The organism is Pseudomonas fluorescens (assembly GCF_001623525.1).
Lineage (GTDB): Bacteria > Pseudomonadota > Gammaproteobacteria > Pseudomonadales > Pseudomonadaceae > Aquipseudomonas > Aquipseudomonas fluorescens_Q.
Map to the genome: position 1 here is coordinate 4,834,790 of NZ_CP015225.1, position 22,032 is coordinate 4,856,821.

Consider the following 22,032-nt stretch of genomic DNA (forward strand, 5'->3'; position numbering starts at 1 on the left):
ACTCAGGCTTCGTCATCAAGGCGCCGACCACGCAGGCGCCGGCCACGGGTAATCAGTTCAATGAGCTGAACCGCGCTGAGGGCATGGGCGAACAGCCAGCCCTGGCCGAACCTCACCCCTTCGCTGCTCAAATAGGAAGCCTGGGCTTCATGCTCGATGCCTTCGGCTATCACCTTGAGTTGCAGCGCATGGGCCATGCGAATGATATGCGGGGCCACGCCGCTGCTGGCGGCATCGTGGCCCAAGGCGTCGATGAAGGCCTTGTCGATTTTCAGGCAGTCCACCGGCAGGGTTTGCAGGTAGGCCAGGCTGCAATAACCGGTGCCGAAATCGTCGATCAACACCTGATGCCCGACGTCGCGCAGCGATTGCAGGTTATCCCGGGCGACCAACACATCGACCAGCCCACGCTCGGTCACTTCGAAGGCAATCTGGTGCGCCGACACGCGATGCAGCGCCAGCAGGCGGGCGATCACTTCGCCAATACGCGGCACCATCACATCGCAGGCCGCCAGATTCACCGAGATATACAGCTGCGGATTGGCCCGCAACAGCTGACCCAATTGATCGAACAGCCGCTGCAGCACGAAATCGGTGATCTGACGGATCTGCCCCGTGTTCTCGGCCATCGGGATAAACAGGTCCGGGCTGGTCAGGGTGCCGTCCGGTCGTCGCCAGCGCAGCAAGGCCTCCGCCCCGACACAGTTACGGCTGCTCAGGTCGAAAATAGGCTGGTAAAGCACCTGCAATTCACCACGCCGGATAGCCCCATGCAGTTCGGCGTCCATGGACTGGCGCTGACGCGCCAGCAGAAACACCTGGAAACCAATCCCCAAGCCCAGCATCAAGCTGATGGGCAGCATCCACCAGGCATTGGCCGGCACCTTAAAACCGTTGCGCTGGGCGATAAGCACCAGTTGATAGACCGGGCTTTCGGTCGGCATCCGATAGATCAACCGGTTCTGCGTCACTTGCAAGGCATTGTGGCTTTTCGGTGGCCAAGGTTCGACCGGCGGCCAGTGTTGGTCCATCCCGAGCACGGGAATGGCCCGTTTACCGTTATCCAGGACAACCAGCAGGCTGCTGCCCGGTGGTAAATCGACCACATCGGTCAAATGCCCGCGGGACGTGGCCACCCGAAAGTTGCCGCGGCCCAGCATCAATGCGGCGCGGTCTTCGTCAGGCTCGGTGGTGGTGTTGAGCCAGTAATTGTAGGTCGGCCCGCGGATGTCGGGCGGGCGGGTCACTGACAAGCCGCCCTGGCGTGGACGATTGGAGCAGACGCCGCTGCCATCGATATACGCCGCCTCGTAGACAAAACGGTAGTTGAAGCTGACCTGTCGCAATGTGGCGATCATGTCGTCGTTGCATCCGCGCAACGGCTGGTTTTGCAAGTCGTCGAGGCTTTCACGCAATTGCCCGAAAAGCTGTTCCAGGCGCTGCAGAAAGCGCTCGCCCTGGGCATTCATCTGGTCGCTTTCGCGCTGCTGGATCTGCTGCACGACCACGAACAGACTCCCCGCCAGCAGCAGGACGGTACTTAGGGCAGTTGCCACCATCGCTAGGAAAACGGGGCGATGGAGCCAGCTGTGTAGGGTTTCGCGGGGGGCCGTCATCATGGGTAATCCGAAAGTTACCAATGAGTTATAGCTTCTGATTTGGATTTGGCCCGATTCGTCAGACGGGCGTCATTATTTTGTCTGGTTGAGCACCTGCAGAATCGCCGCGCTTTGCGCATCCGGCGTGCCATCGAAGCGGGTCGGACGGTAGTGCATCTGGAAGGCGGCCAGCACATGGTGGGTGGCCACGTCCCACTCGCCGGTCTGCGGCGTCGGGTAGCCCAGGCGGGCCAGCTCGGCCTGGAACCAACCGGCAGGCGGCAGCTGCGGCGTGAAGACGGCCTGCTGGCGGGCGACGGCCTGTTCGTCTGGCCAGACTCCTAAACCCGCTTGCGCCAGGCGCTTCCAAGGGAACAGCGGGCCCGGATCGAGTTTGCGCAGGGGCGCGATGTCGCTGTGACCGATGATGCTGCGCGGGTTGATGCCGTTGCGCTGGATGATGTCCTTGAGCAATACGATCAAGGCCTGGACCTGGGCTTCGCTGTAGGGATACCAGAGGCGCCCGGTAGGCGTGTCGACAAAACCCGGATTGACGATTTCGATGCCGATGGAACTGGAATTGAGCCAGGTCCGGCCTTCCCATTCACTTTCCCCGGCATGCCAGGCGCGTTGGCTTTCATCCACCAGTTTGTAAATGGTCGCGCCTTTATCGTCGCCGATCAGGTAATGGGCACTGACTTCGCCATGGGTCAGCAGGGCCAGCGAGCGCTCCAGGGAAGCCGAGGTGTAATGCACCACCACGAATTGGATACGGTTGTCATGGTTGACGGAAGGATGACGGGTGTCGAGTCGCGGGCCACTGGCGCAGCCGGCCAGGATAAATAAAGAAACAATGAGCGAGAAAAATTTCATGGCGGAAGGCAATACGCACTGGGAGTAATGCAACAGTGTAACGTATCGCCTCGCGATGATCCGGTGCGCGCGGCGATATTAAACAAATTGGAACAATTAGCCCCCTAGCCCAATTCCACATGGTTGCGCCCGGAACTTTTTGCCCGATAAAGCGCCTGATCGGCTCTTTTAAGCACCAAGTCGCTGTGTTCACCGGGTTTGAAGGCGGTCAGGCCGATGGATACCGTCACCGTCACCGGCTCGCCCTTGAAATGAAACGGACAGCCTTCGATGGCCAGGCGCAGCGCCTCGGCCAGCTTGGCACCAGCAGCCAGGGAGGTATTGGGCACCAGCAGCACAAACTCCTCGCCCCCAAAACGCGCAATGAAATCGCCGCTACGCAGGCGTTTACGCAGGACCGAGGCGATGAGTTTCAACACCCGGTCACCGGCCAGATGGCCATAGTTGTCATTGATGCGCTTGAAATGATCGAGATCGAGCATGGCCAGCAGCAAGCTGTTGCCGTGTTGTTGCCACTGGGCGACTTCATGCTCCAGGCGCTCGGACCAGGCGGCGCGATTGGGCAGCCCGGTGAGCGGATCGATCAGGGCTTTTTGCCGCTGTTCCTCGAGATTCTCCCGCACGACCTGGGCATCCTGCTCCATCAGCGCAACGCGATCGGCCAGGCTTTTCAGGCGAGCCGAGACCTCTTGCTCGCGTTGATCACGTTGCTGGCGGTGGTGGTCCATCGTACCGAGCAAGCCTTCAAGGTGATTCTCGAGCACCTGCTTGAGGCCTTCCAGGTCATCGGCGTCCTTCACGCTGCTTTGCAGGCCGTCCACCTGCTCGCGAATCTGGGTGTCCATTTCCCTGGAGGCCGACAGGTTTTCGGCGTGGTCTTCACTGGCGGCCTGCAGGCTGCTCTGGAATGACTCGAGCCGATCGTTGAGGCGCTGCAAGTACGCCTCGAATTCATGCTGGCCGGTGTCCGTGATGGCCAGCATCAGCACGGCCAGATCATCGAGGATCGGCAGCAATTCGTACCAGTTCAAGCCATTGCGCAGACGCTCACACATGGCTTCGGCTTGTGGTCGATGACGCTCGGGCAAGGTCAGGTCGCCCAAGAGGCCCAACAGCGTGTCTTCGATATGTTTGGCGACCGAACTGTAGGATGGCTCCGGCGAGTCGGGCAGGGCGTACTGGGCGTCAGCCACATCGGCGCCTTCCAGGGGCTCGTCGAGCTCCGCAGGCGGTAGCGAAGGGGCGGGCAGGGCCTGGGCAGGCTCCTCGGGCATCAGCTCGTCGGGATTCTCGAGTGCGGGCGCCACAACCGGGGGTACTTCGGCGAGCGGCGTCGGCAGCGGCGCAGGCTCGGTTGCCTGGTCGTCCGATTCACTGGCGGGCTGAACCACTTCGGCTGCCGGTGCTGGAGCGGGCACTGGAGCGATCTCGATCTGCGGCGCAGTCAGGGCAACCGGTTCGGGCGTTGTCTCCAACGCGGGCGCTTGCTCCGCCACCGAGGGCTGCGGTGCCGGTGCCGGTGCCGGTGCCGGTGCGACGGATTCTGCGGCCGTTGCCGGCGCCACGGCTACGGGCAGGGCCATTTCTGACGCAGGTGCCACGCTGGCCTGGGCAGGGTCGTGGGGCTGGGGCGTCGCGTCCTCATGGCCTTGGCCACCAAACAGCCGTTGCAGCAGGCCGGGGCGACTCGGTTCGACAGGGGCATCCAGGGCACTGAGTGCCTTGCCTTGCAAGCCGCTCAATTCGCTGAGCAGCAGCGGAATCTCCCGAGCCTGGCCGGCCCGATCCTCCAGTTGCTTGGCAAATTTCTTCAGCGGCCGACTGACGTCCTTGGGCAGCGGCAGGCTCTGCAACTGGGCAACCAGGGCGGTCAACGCGGCGCTCGTCTGCTCGACCCGGGTCTCGCGGCGCTGCTCGGAATCGAGTACGGCTTTCTCCAGGCGCGGCAGCAGGGCAGCGAGGCCGGCATCCATGTCATCGGTGCGCACCACCTCGCGCATCTCTTTCATGCATTGATCGACAGCCCTGTCAGTGCCCTCGGCGGCCAGGGTGCTGCGCACCAGGCCACGACGCAGCAAGTCGAGTCGAGCCGCCCAGCGGCGCTCAAGCTTTTCCTGCTGTTCGATACTCTTGAGGTACTTCTCTCTCCAGCGTTCGGCGTCGTCGCTCATTCATCGGATCCGCGGGGGGCAGGACTCAGCGCGGGGAATGCATCGGCCGTGAGCGAACCTGGCAAACGAATTTCTACCGCGACCGGCAGGTGATCGGAAATGGGTTGGGCCAGCACCTCGACGCGTTCGAGGGTCAGGGTCGGGCTCAACAGGATATGGTCCAGACAGCGCTGGGGGCGCCAGCTGGGGAATGTCGCTTCCAGTTGTGGAGCGAGCAGGCCGAGATCGCGCAGGGGCGAAGTCTGCAGCAAATCGGTGGCATGGGTGTTCATGTCGCCCATCAACACCTGGTGCTTGTAGCCGCCAATCAATTCGCGAATGTACGCCAGCTGCATCGTCCGGGTACGCGCCCCGAGCGCCAGATGCATCATGACCACGACCAGCGCCTCCGGGCCTTCGCCAAAACGCGCCAGGATCGCACCGCGCCCCTTGGGGCCGGGCAACGGGTGATCTTCGATCGCCCACGGACGCAAGCGACTCAACACGCCATTGCTGTGCTGGCCGAGACGTCCGAGATTGCGATTGAGTTGCTGGTACCAATAGGGAAAGGCGCCCAATTGGGCCAGGTGTTCCACCTGATTGACGTAGCCTGAGCGCAAGCTTCCGCCGTCGGCCTCTTGCAGGGCCACCAGGTCGAAGTCCTTGAGCAGGTCGCCGATTTTCTGCAGGTTACCGGCACGCCCGGTGTGCGGCAGCAAATGTTGCCAGCCGCGAGTCAGGTAATGCCGGTAGCGCTCGGTGCTGATGCCCACCTGGATATTGAAGCTGAGCAGCCGCAAGCGGCTGTCGCCAGGCAGGCCCGTGGACATGACATGATGCTCGTTGACCCGCGCTTCATGCAGGCCAACGATGCGTTCGGTGCTCCAGCGGGCCATGGGCGTGGGCCGCGCTTAGTTGGCAGCAGCCTTGGTGGCCGCTCGCTCTTTGGCGATCAGCTGGTCGGCCAGTTGCAGGGCTTCATTTGCGCCACCGGCGGAGCCGATGTCAAAGCGGTATTTGCCGTTGACGATCATGGTCGGTACGCCAGTGATCTCGTATTTCTTCGCCAGCTCGCGGGCCTTCTTGATCTGGCCCTGGATGGCAAAGGAGTCGAACGTGGCGAGGAATTTCTCCTTGTCCACACCCTGGGTCGCCAGGAAGTCGGCCATGTCTTCCTTGTCGGTCAGCTTTTTGTGTTCTTTCTGGATCGCGTTGAAAACGGCAGCGTGGACCTTGTGCTCGACGCCCATGGCCTCGAGTGTCAGGAACATCTGGCCGTGGGCATCCCACGGGCCGCCGAACATGGCGGGGATGCGCACGAAGTTAACGTCCGAAGGCAGTTTCTCGACCCATGGGTTGATAACCGGTTCAAAAGCGTAGCAATGCGGGCAGCCGTACCAGAACAGCTCCACGACTTCGATCTTGCCAGGCGCCGCCACCGGAACGGGGTTGGTCAATTCGACATAAGGTGCGGCGGGCTTTTCAGCCGCTTGGGCAGTTACGCCGAACAGGCTGGCGGCGACGAGCGCGGCGCTGATGATCAGATTACGCATGCTTTACTCCTGGACAATGAGGGGGCCTCGCGAGGCCTGTTTCTAAGACAGACCGTGGCGGGTTCAAGTTCTCTAGTGTAACGGCAGCGGCCACAAAAAAGGGCGGCCAAAGCCACCCTTTTGATGTTTGCATCGACAGATTAATCGAGCGTTAACGTTGCAAGGGATGTACGCCCCTTGCAACGCCAGCCAAAGGCCTCAGTGCAGGCCCTGGATGTAGCTGGATACCGCAGCGATATCTTCGTCGCTCAGTTTTTTCGCAATGCTCTGCATCGGCTTGGTATCGCCGTCGTTGGTCCGGCCACCCTCTTCTTTGCGGAAGTCGGTCAACTGCTTGCCTACGTACTGGGCATGCTGGCCGCCCAAGTGTGGGAAGCCGGCTGCCGCGTTGCCCTTGCCGTCAGGCGAGTGGCAGCCGGTGCAGGCTGGAAGCCCCTTGTTCAAGTCACCCCCACGAAACAGCGCTTCACCACGGGCCACGAGTTTCGGATCGGCAGCGCCGACACTGCCCTTCTGGCTGGCGAAATACGCCGAGATGTCCGCCAGGTCCTGATCGCTCAGGTTGGTCAGCAGGCCGGTCATTTCCAGCACCGTGCGCTTGCCGGACTTGATGTCGTGCAGTTGCTTGTTCAGGTAACGTTCGCCCTGGCCCGCCAGTTTCGGAAAGTTGGGCGCCATGCTATTGCCATCCGGGCCGTGGCAGGCTCCGCATACGGCCGCCTTCGCCTGACCGGCAGCGGCATCGCCAGCGGCGTGGGCTACGCCGGATATCCCCAAGGTCAACAGCAGACTCACGATCAGTTTGTTCATCAGCTAATCCAACTACGGCTAAGGGTTAAAGAGTTATGGACCGGGTTCACTCGCTCATCCACTGGATGATGGCTCGGTAATCCTCGGCACTGCAGTCCATGCACAAACCACGCGGCGGCATCGCCTTGAAACCCTGGGTCACGTGTTGCACCAGCGTCTCCATACCTTTCGCCAACCTCGGCGTCCAAGCTTCCTGATCGCCCTTGCGGGGCGCCATGGGGAGTTGGCCGGAATGACAGGCACCACAAACACGGTTGTACACAGCTTCCGGATCCTGTGTAGCCTGAGCGCTGTAAAGCGGCATCAAGACACCGGCAGCTAGCAGCCATTTCGTCATAAAACGACCTTTTCAGGGTTGGGAACGAGCTGCGTTCTAACGCGCAATTTCGGTCGGTCGCTCCCGTGAGCTTCATCCTACGCTGGGACAAAGCGCACACAAAATCTGCGGCATTATATACTGGCGTCACTGAAACGGAAACGACACAGCTTGCCGCGTCCATTCCCGACGCCGCCCACATCGGAAATCCCATGCAACTGAAGAACCCCATCCTCGGCCTGTGCCAACAGTCCACCTTCATGCTCAGCGCCGCCAAAGTCGATCAATGCCCAGACGACGAAGGCTTCGAAGTGGCTTTTGCCGGGCGTTCCAATGCCGGCAAATCCAGCGCGCTGAACACCTTGACCCACGCGAGCCTGGCGCGCACCTCGAAAACCCCGGGTCGCACGCAGCTCTTGAACTTCTTCAAGCTAGACGATGAACGGCGTTTGGTCGACCTGCCCGGCTACGGCTACGCCAAGGTACCGATCCCGCTCAAGCAACACTGGCAGCGCCACTTGGAAGCGTATTTGGGCAGCCGCGAGAGTTTGAAAGGCCTGATCCTGATGATGGACATTCGCCATCCGATGACCGACTTCGACCTGTTGATGCTCGATTGGGCGGTCGCCAGTGGCATGCCGATGCACATCCTGTTGACCAAGGCCGACAAGCTCACCTACGGCGCGGCCAAAAATACCCTGCTCAAAGTGCAGTCGGAAATTCGCAAAGGCTGGGGTGACGCGATCACTATCCAGCTGTTCTCGGCGCCCAAGCGCATGGGCCTGGAAGAAGCCTACACGGTGCTGGCCGACTGGATGGAATTGGCGGACAAGGGCAGCGAAGAGGCCGAATAAGCCGGATCGCAGGCAAAAAAAACCCCGGACTTCTTATGGGGAGGGGGAAGTTCGGGGTCCAAGTTCCGGACCGCTAGGGCGGGGTCCAGATATCTGCCAACACTTAACACAACATAGGAGCATTGAAGGGCTTCACCAGCCATTCAGAATCTCTGAGTGGCATTTGACGGGTTTAGTTCAGATTATTTTTGGAAATAGCCTTAGGAATTTTCCGAACTAAAGACATCGTCCCGGGGTTTCAGTGAGCCTATGTGGCGAGGGAGCTTGCTCCCGCTTGAGTGCGAAGCGCTCACAAAATGTTTGGGGCGGCTGCGCCACCCAGCGGGAGCAAGCTCCCTCGCCACGGGACCTGCGCCAGCTTCAGAGCCTACGACTCAATGCGCCTCATCCCAGTTATTGCCCACGCCCACTTCCACCAGCAGCGGCACGTCCAGCGTGGCGGCGGCGCTCATGTGCTGGCGAATTTCCTCGCGCACCTGGTCGACCAGGTCTTCACGCACCTCCAGCACCAATTCGTCGTGTACCTGCAGGATGACCTTCGCATCCAGCCCGGACGCTGTCAGCCAGCGATCCACGGCGACCATGGCTTTCTTGATGATGTCAGCCGCCGTGCCCTGCATCGGCGCGTTGATGGCCGTGCGCTCGGCGCCTTTGCGCAGGGCCGGGTTTTTCGCGTTGATGTCCGGCAGGTACAACCGGCGACCGAAAATGGTTTCGACAAAACCTTGCTCGGCCGCTTGGGCGCGGGTGCGCTCCATGTACGCCAGCACACCTGGGTAGCGGGCGAAGTAGCGGTCGATATAAGCCTGGGACTGCTTGCGATCGACGCCGATCTGCTTGGCCAGGCCGAACGCACTCATGCCGTAGATCAAGCCGAAGTTGATCGCCTTGGCGCTGCGGCGCTGGTCCTGGGTGACGGCCTCCAGCTCGACGCCGAAAACCTCGGCAGCGGTGGCCCGGTGCACATCCAGGTTATGGCGAAACGCATGAAGCAACCCTTCGTCCTTGGCCAGGTGCGCCATGATTCGCAGTTCGATCTGCGAGTAGTCCGCCGCCAGCAGCTTGTAACCTTTCGGCGCGATGAAGGCCTGGCGAATGCGTCGACCTTCGGCCGTGCGAATCGGGATGTTCTGCAGGTTCGGGTCGATGGATGACAGGCGCCCGGTCGCAGCGACGGCCTGTTGATAATTGGTATGGACACGGCCAGTGCGGCTGTTGATCTGTTCCGGCAGGCGATCGGTGTAGGTGCTCTTGAGCTTGCTCAGCGAGCGGTACTGCATCAGCACCTTGGGCAGCGGGTAATCCTGCTCCGCCAGCTCGGCGAGCACCGCTTCGGCGGTGGACGCCTGGCCCTTGGCGGTTTTGCTGAGCACCGGCAAGCCAAGTTTTTCGTACAGGATCACACCCAATTGCTTCGGTGAGCCCAGGTTGAACTCCTCGCCGGCGATGGCAAACGCCTCACGCTCCAGCGCCACCAGTTTCTCGCCCAACTCGACACTTTGCACGCCCAGCAGGTTGGCATCGACCAACGCCCCCTGGCGCTCGATGCGCGCCAGGACCGGCATCAGCGGCATCTCGATGTCGTTGAGCACGGTGCCCAGGCTTGGCGTGGCCGCCAGTTTTTCCTGCAGGGACTGGTGCAGGCGGAAGGTCACGTCGGCGTCTTCGGCGGCGTAAGGGCCGGCCAGTTCCAGGGAGATCTGGTCGAAGGTCAGTTGCTTGACCCCTTTGCCCGCGATGTCCTGGAAATCGGTCTTGCTCTGGCCCAGGTACTTGAGCGCCAGGCTGTCCATGTCGTGGCGGGTCGCGGTGGAGTCCAGCACGTAGGATTCGAGCATGGTGTCGAAGGCGATGCCCTGGACCAGGATGCCGTTGTTCTGATCGCCATCGATGGCGCAGTTGGCCAGGATGTTGGTTTCGAACTTGGCGTGCTGGCCGACCTTGAGCTTGTTCGGGTTTTCCAGCAGCGGCTTGAGTGCCTTGAGCACCGTGTCGCGATCCAGTTGCTCCGGCACACCCATGTAGGAATGGGTCAGCGGAATGTAGGCTGCCTCGAAAGGGGCCACGGCGAACGACAAGCCGACGAGTTGCGAATGCTGGGCATCGCCGCCGTTGGTTTCGGTGACGAAGGCAAACAGCGGCGCTTTGTCCAGTTTGGCCAGCCACGCGTCGAAGCGCGCCTGATCGAGGATGACCTCGTACTTGGCCTCGGCCGCGCCGGGCTGTTCTTCGGCCACTTCAACGATCTCCTGGCCGGCACGCTTGGCGTCCCGCTGGTTTTCTTCGAACCAGCTCTTGAATTCCAACAACGTGTACAGCTCGGCGAGTTTCTCGTGATCCGGTTGGCCCATTTGCAGGTCGTCGAGGCCGACATCCAACGGTACGTCGGTCTTGATGGTTGCCAACTCGTAGGAAAGCAATGCCATTTCCTTGTGCTCTTCGAGCTTGGCGGCCAGGGTCTTGGCGCCACGGATCGGCAAGGTGGCGACGATGTCCAGTTGCGCATACAGCTCGGTCAGGCCGCCATTGACGCCCACCAGCAGGCCGGAAGCGGTCTTCGGTCCGATACCCGGAACGCCCGGGATGTTGTCGGACGAATCGCCCATCAACGCCAGGTAATCGATGATCTGCTCGGGAGCGACGCCAAACTTCTCCTTCACGCCAGCCACGTCCAGGGCGCTACCGGTCATGGTATTGACCAAGGTAATGTGCCCATCGACCAATTGCGCCATGTCTTTGTCGCCGGTGGAGATCACCACCGGACGGTCGGCCGCCGCGCTACTGCGGGCCAGGGTGCCGATCACGTCATCGGCTTCGACGTTGTCCACGCACAGCAGCGGGAAGCCCAGGGCCTTGACGCTGGCATGCAGCGGCTCGATCTGCACACGCATGTCGTCGGGCATGCTCGGGCGGTTGGCCTTGTATTCGGCGTACAACGCATCGCGAAACGTCCCACCCTTGGCGTCGAATACGACGGCAAATGGACTGTCCGGATACTGCTTGCGCAGGCTCTTGAGCATGTTCAGCACGCCCTTGACCGCACCGGTCGGCAGGCCTTTGGACGTGGTCAGCGGTGGCAGCGCGTGAAAGGCGCGGTACAGATAAGAAGAACCGTCCACCAGGACGAGGGGGGCTTGGCTCATGAGCAGGATCAACCTTTTCGGCGGGTCCGGGGCTAGAATAGCGGGACCGTTGACGACAAAGGGACAAGGTTATCATGCGTACACTAAATCGCCTGTTACTGGCTGGCTTGTTTGCAATCACCCCGTTGGCCGTCATGGCGGCGGACGACGCACCCTCGGCGGACCCGGATGTCACCATCCGCACCGAAGGCGATAAAACCATTCAGGAGTACCGGCAAAATGGATTTTTGTACGCGATCAAGGTCACGCCCAAGCACGGCAAGCCTTATTTCCTGGTGCGGGCCGACGGCAGCGATGCAAACTTCATCCGTTCGGATCAGCCGGATATGCTGATTCCGTCCTGGAAAATATTTGAGTGGTAATACCGCTCTGCACTTCAACCGGCGCCCGCTGAAGGGCGCCCGTACTGGCAGTTTTAACCATGTCTGTGTTCACGCCCCTGGCTCGGCCCGAGCTGGAAACCTTTCTCGCCCCTTACGGGCTTGGCCGTCTGCTTGATTTCCAGGGGATCGCCGCCGGCAGCGAAAACACCAACTTCTTCATCAGCCTGGAGCAGGGCGAATTCGTCCTGACCCTGGTCGAGCGCGGCCCGGTGCAGGAAATGCCGTTCTTCATCGAACTGCTGGACGTGCTGCACGACGCCGACCTGCCGGTGCCTTACGCCTTGCGCACCACCGACGGCGTGGCGTTGCGGGAGCTGGCGGGCAAGCCGGCGCTGCTGCAACCACGCCTGGCCGGCAAGCATATCAAGCAGGCCAACACCCAGCACTGCGCCCAGGTCGGCGAGCTGCTCGCGCACCTGCACCTGGCAACCCGCGACAACATGATCAAGCGCAAGACCGATCGTGGCCTGGACTGGATGCAGGAGGAGGGCGCCAAGCTGCTCTCGCACCTCGACGCCGAGCCGCGTCGGCTGCTCGAAGCGGCGCTGGATGAAATCTCGTTGCAGAAAGTCGGCATCCTGGCGCTGCCGCGCGCCAACATCCACGCCGATCTGTTCCGCGACAACGCGATGTTCGAAGGCACGCACCTGACCGGGCTGATCGACTTCTACAACGCCTGCTCGGGGCCAATGCTGTATGACGTTGCCATTGCCTTGAACGACTGGTGCTCGGACGACAATGGCGTGCTCGATGGACCCAGGGCGCGAGCGCTGCTGGGCGCCTATGCGACGCTGCGACCGTTTACCGCCGCTGAGGCGCAACTGTGGCCGACCATGCTGCGCGTGGCGTGCGTGCGGTTCTGGCTGTCGCGATTGATCGCTGCTGAATCCTTTGCCGGGCAGGATGTGTTGATCCACGACCCGATGGAGTTCCAGCAGCGCTTGGCGCAGCGGCAGACGGTTCACGCGTTGCTGCCGTTCGCCCTGTAAGTACCCATGGAAGGTCTTCGCCGAACGCTGCTTTTGTGGCGAGGGAGCTTGCTCCCGTTCGGTTGCGCAGCGACCGCAAGATCTTGGGGCTGCTGCGCACCCCAGCGGGAGCAAGCTCCCTCGCCACACAGGCCCCATGTTTGGCAGGAGAGAGCGGGGCTGGGGTTATAGCGACTCCAGGCACCCCGCCAGATCATTGCCCAACTTCTCCAACAACTGCTCATATCCCTGCACCGTCGCCGGGGTATAGCCGCCCAGTGCATCGAGCTCCGCCAGCTTCACCGGCAACCCGGCCACCAGGGTTTCGGCCAGGCGCGGGCGCAGGGGCGGTTCGCTGAACACACAGGTCTTGCCCACGGCCTGCAAGCGCGTGCGCATTGCCGCCACATGCTGGGCACCAGGCTGGACTTCGGCGGCCACGGCGAACACCCCGGCGTGCTTGAGGCCGTAGTTGTCTTCGAAATAGTCGAACGCCTCGTGGAAGACGAAATACGGCTTGCCCGCGACCCCGGCCAGGCGCGCCTTGAGGCGTGTGTCCAAAGCATCGAGACGCTGGTTGAAGCCCTTGAGGTTGCTTTGATAACGGGCCGCGTTGGCCGGATCCGCCGCGCTCAGGTCGGCCGCCATTTTGGCGGCGATCACCCGCGCATTGAGCGGCGAGAGCCACAAGTGGGCATCCACGGTGCCGGGGCGATGGTCGTGATCGTGTTCGTCGCCGTCATGGTCATCGTCCTCGTGGGACGCGCTGTCCTGGGCGAAGTGACGCAACTTGAGCCCCGGCAAATCCTGGATGGCGACGGAGGGCAGCGTGCGACCGTTGAGCACCCGCGGGAGAAAGCCTTCCATATCGGGGCCGATCCAATAAAGCAGGTCCACCGACTGCACCTTGCGAACATCCGATGGCCGCAACGCATAGTGATGCGGCGAAGCCCCTGGCGGCAGCAACACCTCTGGAACGGCTACGCCATCCTGCACAGCGGCGGCAATCAGTTGCAGCGGCTTGATGCTGGTGAGCACCTTGACCTCGGCCTGGGCCGGGCCAATCAGTAGAAAACTTGCGACAAAAGCGACAAAGAGCGAAAAAAATCGGGACACGATGACCACTCGTAGAGGCGAGAACGGGTAACATAATAACGTCTCTCACTAAACTCGTCGCTGCCCATGCCTATTACACCCCTTGCCAGTCGTCCCCACGATCACTCCCACTGCGTGCATAGCGCGCTGTCCGAGGCCGACGCCATCTGCGCGCGCCAAGGGTTGCGCCTGACCGCCCTGCGTCGGCGCGTGCTGGAATTGGTCTGGCAAAGCCACAAGCCACTGGGCGCCTACGACATCCTCGCCGTGCTCAGCGAGCAGGACGGCCGCCGCGCCGCACCGCCGACGGTCTACCGGGCGCTGGATTTCCTCTTGGAAAACGGCCTGGTGCATCGCATTTCGTCGCTGAACGCCTTCGTCGGCTGCAACCACCCGGAGCACGCCCACCAAGGCCAGTTCCTGATCTGCCGGCAATGCCACGCCGCCATCGAGCTGGAACAGAAGTCCATCAGCGATGCCATCATCGCCAGCGCCAAGGACGTCGGCTTCGTGGTCGACACCCAGACCGTCGAGGTGGTCGGTCTCTGCTCCGGCTGCCAGGGGGCCTGATGAGCAATGCGTTGATCCGCCTCGAACAGGTGGCCGTGACGTTCGCCGGGCAGAGCGTGCTGGACAACATCCACCTGAGCGTCGAGCCGGGGCAGATCGTGACCTTGATCGGCCCCAACGGCGCCGGCAAGACCACCCTGGTGCGCGCCGTGCTGGGCTTGCTCAAGCCCGACAGCGGCAGCGTCTGGCGCAAGCCCAGGTTGCGCGTCGGCTATATGCCGCAAAAACTTCACGTCGATCCGACGCTGCCGCTGTCCGTGCTGCGCTTCCTGCGCCTGGTGCCGGGCGTGGACCGCGCCCGCGCCTTGGCCGCGCTCAACGAAGTGGGCGCCGAACAGGTGATCGACAGCCCGGTGCAAAGCGTCTCCGGCGGCGAGATGCAGCGCGTATTGCTGGCTCGCGCCCTGCTGCGCGAGCCTGAGCTGCTGGTGCTCGACGAGCCGGTGCAAGGCGTCGATGTGGCGGGGCAGGCCGAGCTGTACAGCCTGATCACGCGCCTGCGCGACCGCCACGGCTGCGGCGTGCTGATGGTCTCCCACGACCTGCACCTGGTGATGAGCACCACCGACCAGGTGGTCTGCCTCAATCGTCACGTATGCTGTTCCGGGCATCCCGAGCAAGTCAGTGGCGATCCGGCTTTCGTCGAGTTATTCGGAAAAAACGCACAAAGCCTGGCGATTTATCACCATCACCATGACCACGCCCATGACCTGCATGGCTCGGTGGTCAGCGCCCCTTCCGCTTCCAATCATGTTCATGGAGATGGCTGCAAGCATGGCTGATTTTCTGTTGTACGCCCTGCTCGCAGGCTTGGCACTCGCCCTGGTAGCCGGCCCCTTGGGTTCGTTCGTGGTCTGGCGGCGCATGGCCTATTTCGGCGACACCTTGTCCCACGCGGCGTTGCTCGGCGTGGCCTTGGGGTTTCTGCTGGACGTCAGCCCGGCGGTGGCGGTGACCGTTGGCTGCCTGTTGCTGGCGGTGGTACTGGTGACCTTGCAACACCGCCAACCGCTGGCGTCCGACACGCTGCTGGGTATTTTGGCGCCGAGCACCCTGTCCCTCGGGCTGGTGGTACTAAGCTTCATGCATGACGTGCGGATTGACCTGATGGCCTATCTGTTCGGCGACCTGTTGGCGATCAGTCCGACGGACCTGTCGTGGATCCTCGGCGGTAGCGCCGCGGTGCTGCTGTTGCTGGTGGCACTCTGGCGTCCCTTGCTGGCCGTCACCGTGCACGAGGAACTGGCCCGGGTAGAAGGCCTGCCTGTGCTGGGGTTGCGACTGGCACTGATGCTGCTGATTGCGGTGGTCATCGCGGTGGCGATGAAAATCGTCGGGGTGTTGCTGATTACGTCATTGCTGATCATCCCGGCGGCTGCGGCACAGCGTCACGCCCGCTCACCCGAGCAAATGGCCCTGGGCGCGAGCCTGCTGGGAATGCTCGCGGTGTGTGGCGGCCTGGCACTTTCCTGGTTCAAGGACACTCCGGCCGGCCCATCGATCGTGGTCAGCGCCGCCGCGCTGTTTCTGCTGAGTTTTGTCCTACCTCGTCGAGGGGTGTAGACTTGCTCGCTTTTTGCGCAAATAGAGAGTCGCAGGAATGAAGCCGTTCGCCTCCCGTTATCTGCTCCTTGTCGCGTTTTCCCTGCTGCTGGGCGCGTGCCAGAGTACGCCGCCGGTCACCGAGGCTCCCGATACCCGGGGCCCGGCCATCGCGCAGCTCGAGCAAAGCCTTGCCAGCAATGAGCTGGCCACCGCCGAAGACCAGTTGGCCGCCTTGCAAGCCCAGTCACCCGAAGACCGGTCGCTGGAACCCTATCAGCGGCAACTGGCCGAGGCGTATTTGCGCCGCAGCCAAATCGATCTGCAAAAAGGCGATGTCAACGCCGCCGCCACCGCCCTGAGCCGTGCCCGAGCCTTGATGCCCAAGGCCCCAGCGCTCACTGGCGAGGTCAACAGCGCCATTGCCGAAGCCCGCAAGGCCGACCTGGATAAAGCCGAGGCCGACCTCAAGGCCGCCGAAGCCAAACCGGTCGCCAAAGTGATCGACCCGAGCGCCCCCCGTACCACAGTTGCGCTCAACCTAGCCGATATACAGCAAATGCGTCGGCAACTGGATGCCATCGCCGCCGACGTGGTGAATTATCAGTGTGACGTCACCATCCAGGCGCCGCGCACCGATGATTATCCGTGGTTGGCGACGTTGCTGACCAAGCGGGTCAAGAAACTGGACCCGGGGTTTGATTTGAAGCTGCAAAAGCAGATTTTGCGCAGTGTGCCGGCGCAGATGGTGCTGACACCGCATAAGCCCTAAAAAGCATCGTCGGAACGCCGCCCGGAGCAAGCTCGCTCCCACAGGGACCCCATGTGGAGCGAGCTTGCTCGCGATAGCGCCCTACCAGACAGCAAATCTCTTTAGGCTGGAACCGCCTTAGCCTTAGCCTCCCGCGCCCAAACCCGATGCTGAGCAATCGCCGCGAAAAACCGCGAAAAACCGCTCGTATCCGCATCTTCGATCAACCCCGCATCCACCTCCAGCTTCAACTCCACCAACAACTGCCGGGCCTCACCATGAAGCCCAATGGCTTTCAGATGCTTGTAGGCCTCCAGCACGTAATGCAACGCCACGCCGTCGCGACTCAAAGCCTTGATCGACTCCGCCCCACCCGGCACGAACACCGCGTCAAAGGCAATCGACGGCAACCCCTCCATGGACGCATCCACCGCCAGCGTTTTCCCATCGGCCGTGGTCACTGGTGCGGAAGTCGGCCCCAGCACTTTGGCGTGGGCGCCCTCGGCCTTCAGCGCCTTCTTGAGGGCATCGATGATCGCTCCATCGACACCGTTAGCCACCAGCACCGCCACTTTTCGCGTCTTGATGTCCCCAGACAGCAGGTTCGCCTGGCTCAAGGCCGGAGACTGCTCCAGCGACGGCGTTGGCACATCGACGGTGCCCGCGGTAGGCGCCGGCAACCCGAGGTTCTTCGCCACTCGCCCGGCCAGTTCCAGATCGATATTGGCGAGGATCTCATTGACCTGCCGCGCCCGGATGAACTCACGCTCCACCTTGCCCAGCTCGAAACTGTAGGCCGCGATGATGTGCTCTTTTTCATGGGCGCTCATGCTTCTGTAGAACAGCCGCGCCTGGGAGAAATGGTCGGCGAACGAATCGCTGCGTTGGCGGATCTTGTAGGCATCGATGCGCTCCGGATAACTCTCGAAGCCACCGTCTTCCGGGCCAGGCGGGGTTTCCTTCGGCCAGCCACCGTCGATGGAGTTCGGCTCGTAGGACGCGCGCCCCTTGTCGATGGTGGTGCGGTGCATCGCATCCCGTTGGCCGTTGTGTACCGGGGTGATCGCCCGGTTGATCGGCAGCTCATGAAAATTCGGCCCACCGAGTCGGCTGATCTGCGTATCGGTGTAGGAAAACAGCCGACCTTGCAGCAACGGGTCGTTGGAAAAGTCGATACCCGGCACGATATGCCCAGGGCAGAAGGCGATTTGCTCGACCTCGGCAAAGAAGTTGTCCGGGTTACGGTTGAGCACCATCTTGCCCAGGGGCGTGATGGGCACCAGCTCTTCAGGGATGATTTTGGTCGGGTCGAGCAGGTCGAAGTCAAACTTATGCTCGTCCTCCTCGGCGACGATCTGCACGCCGAATTCCCATTCTGGGTAGTCGCCCATCTCGATCGACTCCCAGAGATCGCGACGGTGGTAGTCGGTATCCTTACCCGCCAACTTCTGGGCTTCGTCCCACACCAAAGAACACGTCCCAGCCTTGGGTCGCCAGTGGAATTTGACGAAGCTGCTTTTGCCTTCGGCGTTGATCATGCGGAAGGTATGCACCCCAAAACCCTGCATGGTGCGTAGGCTTTTTGGAATGGCCCGGTCAGACATCGCCCAGATCACCATATGAGCCGATTCCGGCACCAGCGAGACAAAATCCCAGAACGTGTCGTGGGCCGAGCCGCCTGTAGGAATTTCGTTATGGGGCTCGGGTTTTACCGCGTGGACAAAGTCCGGAAACTTCACCGCGTCCTGAATGAAAAACACCGGCATGTTGTTGCCCACCAGATCGAAGTTACCTTCGTCGGTGAAGAACTTCACCGCGAAGCCGCGCACGTCCCGCACGGTGTCGCCGGAGCCGCGTGGGCCCTGCACAGTGGAAAAACGCACGAACACAGGGGTTTTCTTGCTCGGGTCTTGTAGGAAACCGGCCTTGGTCAATGCCGAATGCGCATCGTAGCTCTGAAAATAACCATGGGCGCCGGTCCCGCGAGCGTGGACGATGCGTTCCGGAATGCGTTCATGGTCAAAGTGCGTGATTTTTTCACGCATGATGAAATCTTCCAGCAGCGAAGGTCCGCGGGGGCCGGCGCGCAGGGTGTTCTGGTTATCGGCGATCTTCACGCCCTGGTTGGTGCGCAACGCCTGTTCGGTAGCGTCGGAGCGAAACTGTTCCAGGCTCTCGAGCTTGGCGTTGGTGTTGCCGCGATCCAGCGTGTCGGTCCCGGCCAGTTGGCTCTTGTTGACTGTGGGCTTTTTGATACTCATCAGGCATGACTCCTCTTTGCGTTCCTCGCCGGGGCCAGGAATCTGAGTTCGATACCGCAGGTGCATGACCCCGGCATTTCGAGTGGCTTAATGAGTGACCGATGCCGTTTGGCCGTGTTCCTTTTTTTATGGCCTTTGATCGCGTTATTGCCAAATGACAGGTCTGATCGCAAATAAATGCTAAGAACCTCTATACGGACAGGCTAAAATGCGCGCCCGGCTAACCGCTGATCCTTTTCCAACGCGCCCCACAAGGTTCGCTACGTGATCGAGTTTCAAGACGTCCATAAAACCTACCGAGTCGCCGGTAGGGATATCCCCGCCCTGCATCCGACCAGTCTGACGATTGAGAACGGTCAGGTCTTCGGCCTGATTGGCCATTCCGGTGCGGGAAAAAGTACCTTGCTGCGCCTGATCAATCGCCTGGAAGACTCCACTGGCGGCAAGATCATCGTCGACGGCGAGGAAGTCACCGCCCTGGACGCCAGCGGCCTGCGCCGCTTCCGCCAGCAAGTCGGGATGATTTTCCAGCACTTCAACCTGCTGGCGTCCAAGACCGTGGCCGACAACGTGGCGCTGCCACTGACGCTGGCCGGCGAATTGTCCCGCAGCGAAATCGACCAGCGCGTCGCCGAGTTGCTGGCGCGGGTGGGCCTGTCCGACCACGCCAGGAAATACCCGGCGCAACTGTCCGGCGGCCAGAAACAGCGCGTCGGCATCGCCCGCGCCCTGGCGACCAAACCCAAGATCTTGCTGTGCGACGAGGCCACCAGCGCCCTCGACCCGCAGACCACCGCCTCGGTGCTGCAACTGCTGGCGGAAATCAACCGCGAGCTGAAACTGACCATCGTGCTGATTACCCATGAAATGGACGTGATCCGCCGGGTTTGCGATCAAGTGGCGGTGATGGATGCCGGCGTGATCGTCGAGCAAGGCCCGGTGGCCGAGGTGTTCCTGCACCCCAAGCACCCGACCACCAAGCGTTTCGTCCAGGAAGACGAGCAGATCGACGAAAGCGAACAGCGCGACGACTTCGCCCACGTGCCCGGGCGCATCGTGCGTCTGACGTTCCAGGGCGACGCGACCTACGCGCCTTTGCTCGGCACCGTCGCCCGGGAAACCGGCGTGGACTACAGCATCCTGGCCGGTCGTATCGACCGCATCAAAGACACCCCCTACGGGCAACTGACCCTCGCCATCACCGGCGGTGACATGGAGGCGGCGTTCGCCCGCTTCACCGCGGCCGATGTCCACATGGAGGTGCTGCGCTAATGGAACTGTTGAGTTCGTTCTTCTCCAACATCGACTGGCTGGAAATCTGGCTGGCCACCGGCGACACCTTCCTGATGCTGTTCGGTTCGCTGCTGTTCACCGTGCTGCTCGGCCTGCCCCTGGGCGTGTTGCTATTCCTCTGCAGCCCGCGCCAGTTGCTCGAAGCCCGCGGCGTGTATGCGCTGCTGTCGCTGATCGTGAACATCCTGCGTTCGCTGCCGTTCATCATCCTGTTGATCGTGATGATCCCGTTCACGGTATTGATCACCGGCACCTCCCTGGGCGTGGCCGGCGCGATCCCACCACTGGTGGTCGGCGCCACACCGTTCTTCGCCCGCTTGGTGGAAACGGCCCTGCGCGAAGTCGACCGCGGCATCATCGAAGCGACCCAGGCCATGGGCGCCACCACGCGGCAGATCATCGTCAATGCCTTGCTGCCGGAAGCCCGTCCAGGCATTTTTGCCGCGATTACGGTGACAGCGATTACGCTGGTGTCCTACACGGCCATGGCCGGTGTGGTCGGTGCCGGTGGTTTGGGCGACCTGGCGATCCGCTTCGGCTACCAGCGTTTCCAGACCGACGTCATGGTGGTCACGGTGGTGTTGCTGCTGGTGCTGGTCCAAGTCCTGCAAACCGTGGGCGACAAACTGGTTGTACATTTTTCTAGAAAATAAGGCCTCGCGGCCAATAAACCATGAGCCGGCCATTCGCTGGCAGGCGCCAAGAGCAGGCGCCTCAAAAGGAGTTAGCTGAATGAAGAAACTACTGGTTGCCTTCGCTGCAGCCGCAGCGTTTTCCGCCCACGCTGCCGACACCCTGACCGTCGCCGCAACGCCGGTCCCGCACGCGGAAATCCTCGAATTCGTCAAACCAGCCCTGGCCAAAGAAGGCGTCGATCTGAAGGTCAAAGTCTTCACCGACTACATCCAGCCGAACGTACAAGTTGCGGAAAAGCGCCTGGACGCCAACTTCTTCCAGCACCAGCCGTACCTGGATGAATTCAACAAGGCCAAGGGCACCCACCTAGTGAGCGTGGCCGGTGTGCACCTGGAACCCCTGGGCGCGTACTCCAGCAAGTACAAGGCACTTACAGAACTGCCGGGCGGCGCCAACGTGGTGATCCCGAACGACGCCACCAACGGCGGCCGTGCGCTGTTGCTGCTGGCGAAGGCTGGGGTGATCAAGTTGAAGGATTCGAACAACATCCTGTCGACCACCAAGGACATCGTTGAGAACCCGAAGGATCTCAAATTCCGTGAGCTGGAAGCGGCGACCATTCCGCGGGTGCTGACCCAGGTGGACCTGGCGTTGATCAATACCAACTATGCGTTGGAAGCCAAGCTTGATCCTTCCAAGGATGCACTGGTTATCGAAGGTAGCGACTCGCCGTATGTGAACATCCTGGTGGCTCGTGAGGATGACAAGGACAGTGAGGCGATGAAGAAGCTGGTTGCGGCGCTGCACACGCCGGAAGTGAAGGCTTTTATTCTTGAGAAGTACAAAGGCGCGGTTTTGCCGGCGTTTTGAGGTGATTAGGTGGTGAAAAAACGGGGCTGCGTAGGAATGCAGGCCCGTTTTTTTTGCGATGTCTTCTATCCATTAAAGCCGCTACGATCTTCGTCGTCGACCAGGCTTGCTCTAAATCTAGCGTACAGTCGTCCATATTTATTCGACCTGATCAGCAATACACCTAGCTGCAGAATAGCCGGGGTCATCGGCCCTAAGCTGAAACGTCTCAGTAACCTCATTGACGGCGTGCATAATAAAATCACCGATCGTCAAAATCCTGGAATAACTCTTTTCCTATACGATTCTTGGAAAACCTTCGCTTCCCATGCCCCCAAATCGTTGGCATAGTGCCATTATATTTTTTGATATTTATGACACATCGAG

General features: G+C 61.4%; 20 protein-coding genes. 10 read left to right on the forward strand and 10 right to left on the reverse strand.

Annotation, left to right across the window (positions count from 1 at the left end):
- Positions 1-2: 2 nt before the first annotated feature.
- The 7 genes from TK06_RS20795 to TK06_RS20825 all read right to left on the reverse strand — a co-directional run bounded on the left by TK06_RS20795 (position 3) and on the right by TK06_RS20825 (position 7,321).
- Positions 3-1,616: an EAL domain-containing protein gene (locus TK06_RS20795; protein WP_063325194.1), complete on the reverse strand. Its 1,614-nt coding sequence runs from the start codon at positions 1,614-1,616 to the stop codon at positions 3-5.
- A gap of 75 nt (positions 1,617-1,691) precedes the next feature.
- A complete protein-coding gene (locus tag TK06_RS20800; protein WP_063323614.1) occupies positions 1,692-2,471 on the reverse strand; it encodes an N-acetylmuramoyl-L-alanine amidase in 780 nt (259 codons plus the stop codon).
- 104 nt (positions 2,472-2,575) lie between these two features.
- Complete coding sequence (locus TK06_RS20805; protein WP_063323615.1) at positions 2,576-4,642, reverse strand: GGDEF domain-containing protein; 2,067 nt, start codon at positions 4,640-4,642, stop codon at positions 2,576-2,578.
- A complete protein-coding gene (locus TK06_RS20810; protein ID WP_063323616.1) occupies positions 4,639-5,517 on the reverse strand; it encodes an endonuclease/exonuclease/phosphatase family protein in 879 nt (292 codons plus the stop codon). Before TK06_RS20810 ends, TK06_RS20805 begins: the two co-directional genes overlap by 4 nt.
- A 15-nt stretch (positions 5,518-5,532) precedes the next feature.
- Positions 5,533-6,174, reverse strand: coding sequence for a thiol:disulfide interchange protein DsbA/DsbL (locus TK06_RS20815; RefSeq protein WP_063323617.1), 642 nt, complete (start codon positions 6,172-6,174; stop codon positions 5,533-5,535).
- A gap of 198 nt (positions 6,175-6,372) precedes the next feature.
- Positions 6,373-6,984: a c-type cytochrome gene (locus TK06_RS20820; RefSeq protein ID WP_063323618.1), complete on the reverse strand. Its 612-nt coding sequence runs from the start codon at positions 6,982-6,984 to the stop codon at positions 6,373-6,375.
- Positions 6,985-7,030: 46 nt separating this feature from the next.
- Positions 7,031-7,321 carry a c-type cytochrome gene (locus tag TK06_RS20825; protein WP_003196231.1) on the reverse strand — a complete coding sequence of 97 codons (291 nt, stop codon included), beginning with the start codon at positions 7,319-7,321 and terminating at the stop codon, positions 7,031-7,033.
- Between the two features lie 191 nt (positions 7,322-7,512).
- On the opposite strand from TK06_RS20825, the gene yihA reads away from it, so the two are divergent.
- Positions 7,513-8,154, forward strand: coding sequence for a ribosome biogenesis GTP-binding protein YihA/YsxC (yihA, locus tag TK06_RS20830; protein ID WP_003196227.1), 642 nt, complete (start codon positions 7,513-7,515; stop codon positions 8,152-8,154).
- 374 nt (positions 8,155-8,528) lie between these two features.
- Here the strand turns inward: yihA and polA are convergent, their stop codons facing one another.
- The gene (polA, locus tag TK06_RS20835; RefSeq protein ID WP_063323619.1) at positions 8,529-11,297 is read right to left on the reverse strand and encodes a DNA polymerase I; all 2,769 of its coding nucleotides are present in this window, start codon (positions 11,295-11,297) and stop codon (positions 8,529-8,531) included.
- Positions 11,298-11,371: 74 nt separating this feature from the next.
- On the opposite strand from polA, the gene TK06_RS20840 reads away from it, so the two are divergent.
- Positions 11,372-11,659 (forward strand): DUF2782 domain-containing protein, encoded by a 288-nt coding sequence (locus tag TK06_RS20840; protein WP_063323620.1) that lies wholly within the window; start codon positions 11,372-11,374, stop codon positions 11,657-11,659.
- 59 nt (positions 11,660-11,718) lie between these two features.
- Entirely contained in the window at positions 11,719-12,669 is a 951-nt protein-coding gene (locus tag TK06_RS20845) for a homoserine kinase (RefSeq protein WP_063323621.1), read from the forward strand.
- A gap of 165 nt (positions 12,670-12,834) precedes the next feature.
- Here TK06_RS20845 and znuA read toward each other — a convergent pair whose 3' ends face one another.
- Complete coding sequence (gene znuA, locus TK06_RS20850; protein WP_063323622.1) at positions 12,835-13,764, reverse strand: zinc ABC transporter substrate-binding protein ZnuA; 930 nt, start codon at positions 13,762-13,764, stop codon at positions 12,835-12,837.
- Between the two features lie 66 nt (positions 13,765-13,830).
- Between znuA and zur the strand changes: the two genes are divergently transcribed.
- From zur to TK06_RS20870, 4 genes are read left to right on the forward strand one after another with little or no spacing between them, the layout of a single operon-like run.
- Positions 13,831-14,313, forward strand: coding sequence for a zinc uptake transcriptional repressor Zur (gene zur, locus TK06_RS20855; protein WP_063323623.1), 483 nt, complete (start codon positions 13,831-13,833; stop codon positions 14,311-14,313).
- Positions 14,313-15,095 (forward strand): zinc ABC transporter ATP-binding protein ZnuC, encoded by a 783-nt coding sequence (znuC, locus tag TK06_RS20860; RefSeq protein ID WP_063323624.1) that lies wholly within the window; start codon positions 14,313-14,315, stop codon positions 15,093-15,095. Before zur ends, znuC begins: the two co-directional genes overlap by 1 nt.
- Entirely contained in the window at positions 15,088-15,876 is a 789-nt protein-coding gene (gene znuB / locus TK06_RS20865) for a zinc ABC transporter permease subunit ZnuB (protein WP_003196213.1), read from the forward strand. Before znuC ends, znuB begins: the two co-directional genes overlap by 8 nt.
- A gap of 37 nt (positions 15,877-15,913) precedes the next feature.
- Complete coding sequence (locus TK06_RS20870) at positions 15,914-16,627, forward strand: PA5502 family lipoprotein (protein WP_063323625.1); 714 nt, start codon at positions 15,914-15,916, stop codon at positions 16,625-16,627.
- Between the two features lie 101 nt (positions 16,628-16,728).
- Here TK06_RS20870 and katE read toward each other — a convergent pair whose 3' ends face one another.
- Complete coding sequence (gene katE / locus TK06_RS20875; protein ID WP_063323626.1) at positions 16,729-18,867, reverse strand: catalase HPII; 2,139 nt, start codon at positions 18,865-18,867, stop codon at positions 16,729-16,731.
- Between the two features lie 264 nt (positions 18,868-19,131).
- On the opposite strand from katE, the gene TK06_RS20880 reads away from it, so the two are divergent.
- From TK06_RS20880 to TK06_RS20890, 3 genes are all read left to right on the forward strand, one after another.
- Complete coding sequence (locus TK06_RS20880) at positions 19,132-20,139, forward strand: methionine ABC transporter ATP-binding protein (RefSeq protein ID WP_063323627.1); 1,008 nt, start codon at positions 19,132-19,134, stop codon at positions 20,137-20,139.
- Positions 20,139-20,813 carry a methionine ABC transporter permease gene (locus TK06_RS20885; protein WP_003196204.1) on the forward strand — a complete coding sequence of 225 codons (675 nt, stop codon included), beginning with the start codon at positions 20,139-20,141 and terminating at the stop codon, positions 20,811-20,813. The genes TK06_RS20880 and TK06_RS20885 overlap by 1 nt, the downstream gene beginning before the upstream one ends.
- Positions 20,814-20,892: 79 nt before the next feature.
- Positions 20,893-21,666 (forward strand): MetQ/NlpA family ABC transporter substrate-binding protein, encoded by a 774-nt coding sequence (locus TK06_RS20890; RefSeq protein WP_063323628.1) that lies wholly within the window; start codon positions 20,893-20,895, stop codon positions 21,664-21,666.
- The last annotated feature ends 366 nt before the right edge of the window (positions 21,667-22,032 follow it).

Excerpts from the sequence above, each read along its gene's own strand:
- TK06_RS20870 (WP_063323625.1), top strand. The coding sequence starts at position 15,914 with ATGAAGCCGTTCGCCTCCCGTTATCTGCTCCTTGTCGCGTTTTCCCTG.
- TK06_RS20845 (WP_063323621.1), top strand. The coding sequence starts at position 11,719 with ATGTCTGTGTTCACGCCCCTGGCTCGGCCCGAGCTGGAAACCTTTCTC.
- TK06_RS20795 (WP_063325194.1), bottom strand. The coding sequence starts at position 1,616 with ATGACGGCCCCCCGCGAAACCCTACACAGCTGGCTCCATCGCCCCGTT.
- TK06_RS20815 (WP_063323617.1), bottom strand. The coding sequence starts at position 6,174 with ATGCGTAATCTGATCATCAGCGCCGCGCTCGTCGCCGCCAGCCTGTTC.
- TK06_RS20885 (WP_003196204.1), top strand. The coding sequence starts at position 20,139 with ATGGAACTGTTGAGTTCGTTCTTCTCCAACATCGACTGGCTGGAAATC.
- yihA (WP_003196227.1), top strand. The coding sequence starts at position 7,513 with ATGCAACTGAAGAACCCCATCCTCGGCCTGTGCCAACAGTCCACCTTC.
- TK06_RS20825 (WP_003196231.1), bottom strand. The coding sequence starts at position 7,321 with ATGACGAAATGGCTGCTAGCTGCCGGTGTCTTGATGCCGCTTTACAGC.
- TK06_RS20820 (WP_063323618.1), bottom strand. The coding sequence starts at position 6,984 with ATGAACAAACTGATCGTGAGTCTGCTGTTGACCTTGGGGATATCCGGC.
- TK06_RS20890 (WP_063323628.1), top strand. The coding sequence starts at position 20,893 with ATGAAGAAACTACTGGTTGCCTTCGCTGCAGCCGCAGCGTTTTCCGCC.
- polA (WP_063323619.1), bottom strand. The coding sequence starts at position 11,297 with ATGAGCCAAGCCCCCCTCGTCCTGGTGGACGGTTCTTCTTATCTGTAC.
- znuB (WP_003196213.1), top strand. The coding sequence starts at position 15,088 with ATGGCTGATTTTCTGTTGTACGCCCTGCTCGCAGGCTTGGCACTCGCC.
- zur (WP_063323623.1), top strand. The coding sequence starts at position 13,831 with ATGCCTATTACACCCCTTGCCAGTCGTCCCCACGATCACTCCCACTGC.
- TK06_RS20840 (WP_063323620.1), top strand. The coding sequence starts at position 11,372 with ATGCGTACACTAAATCGCCTGTTACTGGCTGGCTTGTTTGCAATCACC.
- TK06_RS20800 (WP_063323614.1), bottom strand. The coding sequence starts at position 2,471 with ATGAAATTTTTCTCGCTCATTGTTTCTTTATTTATCCTGGCCGGCTGC.
- katE (WP_063323626.1), bottom strand. The coding sequence starts at position 18,867 with ATGAGTATCAAAAAGCCCACAGTCAACAAGAGCCAACTGGCCGGGACC.
- znuC (WP_063323624.1), top strand. The coding sequence starts at position 14,313 with ATGAGCAATGCGTTGATCCGCCTCGAACAGGTGGCCGTGACGTTCGCC.
- TK06_RS20810 (WP_063323616.1), bottom strand. The coding sequence starts at position 5,517 with ATGGCCCGCTGGAGCACCGAACGCATCGTTGGCCTGCATGAAGCGCGG.
- TK06_RS20805 (WP_063323615.1), bottom strand. The coding sequence starts at position 4,642 with ATGAGCGACGACGCCGAACGCTGGAGAGAGAAGTACCTCAAGAGTATC.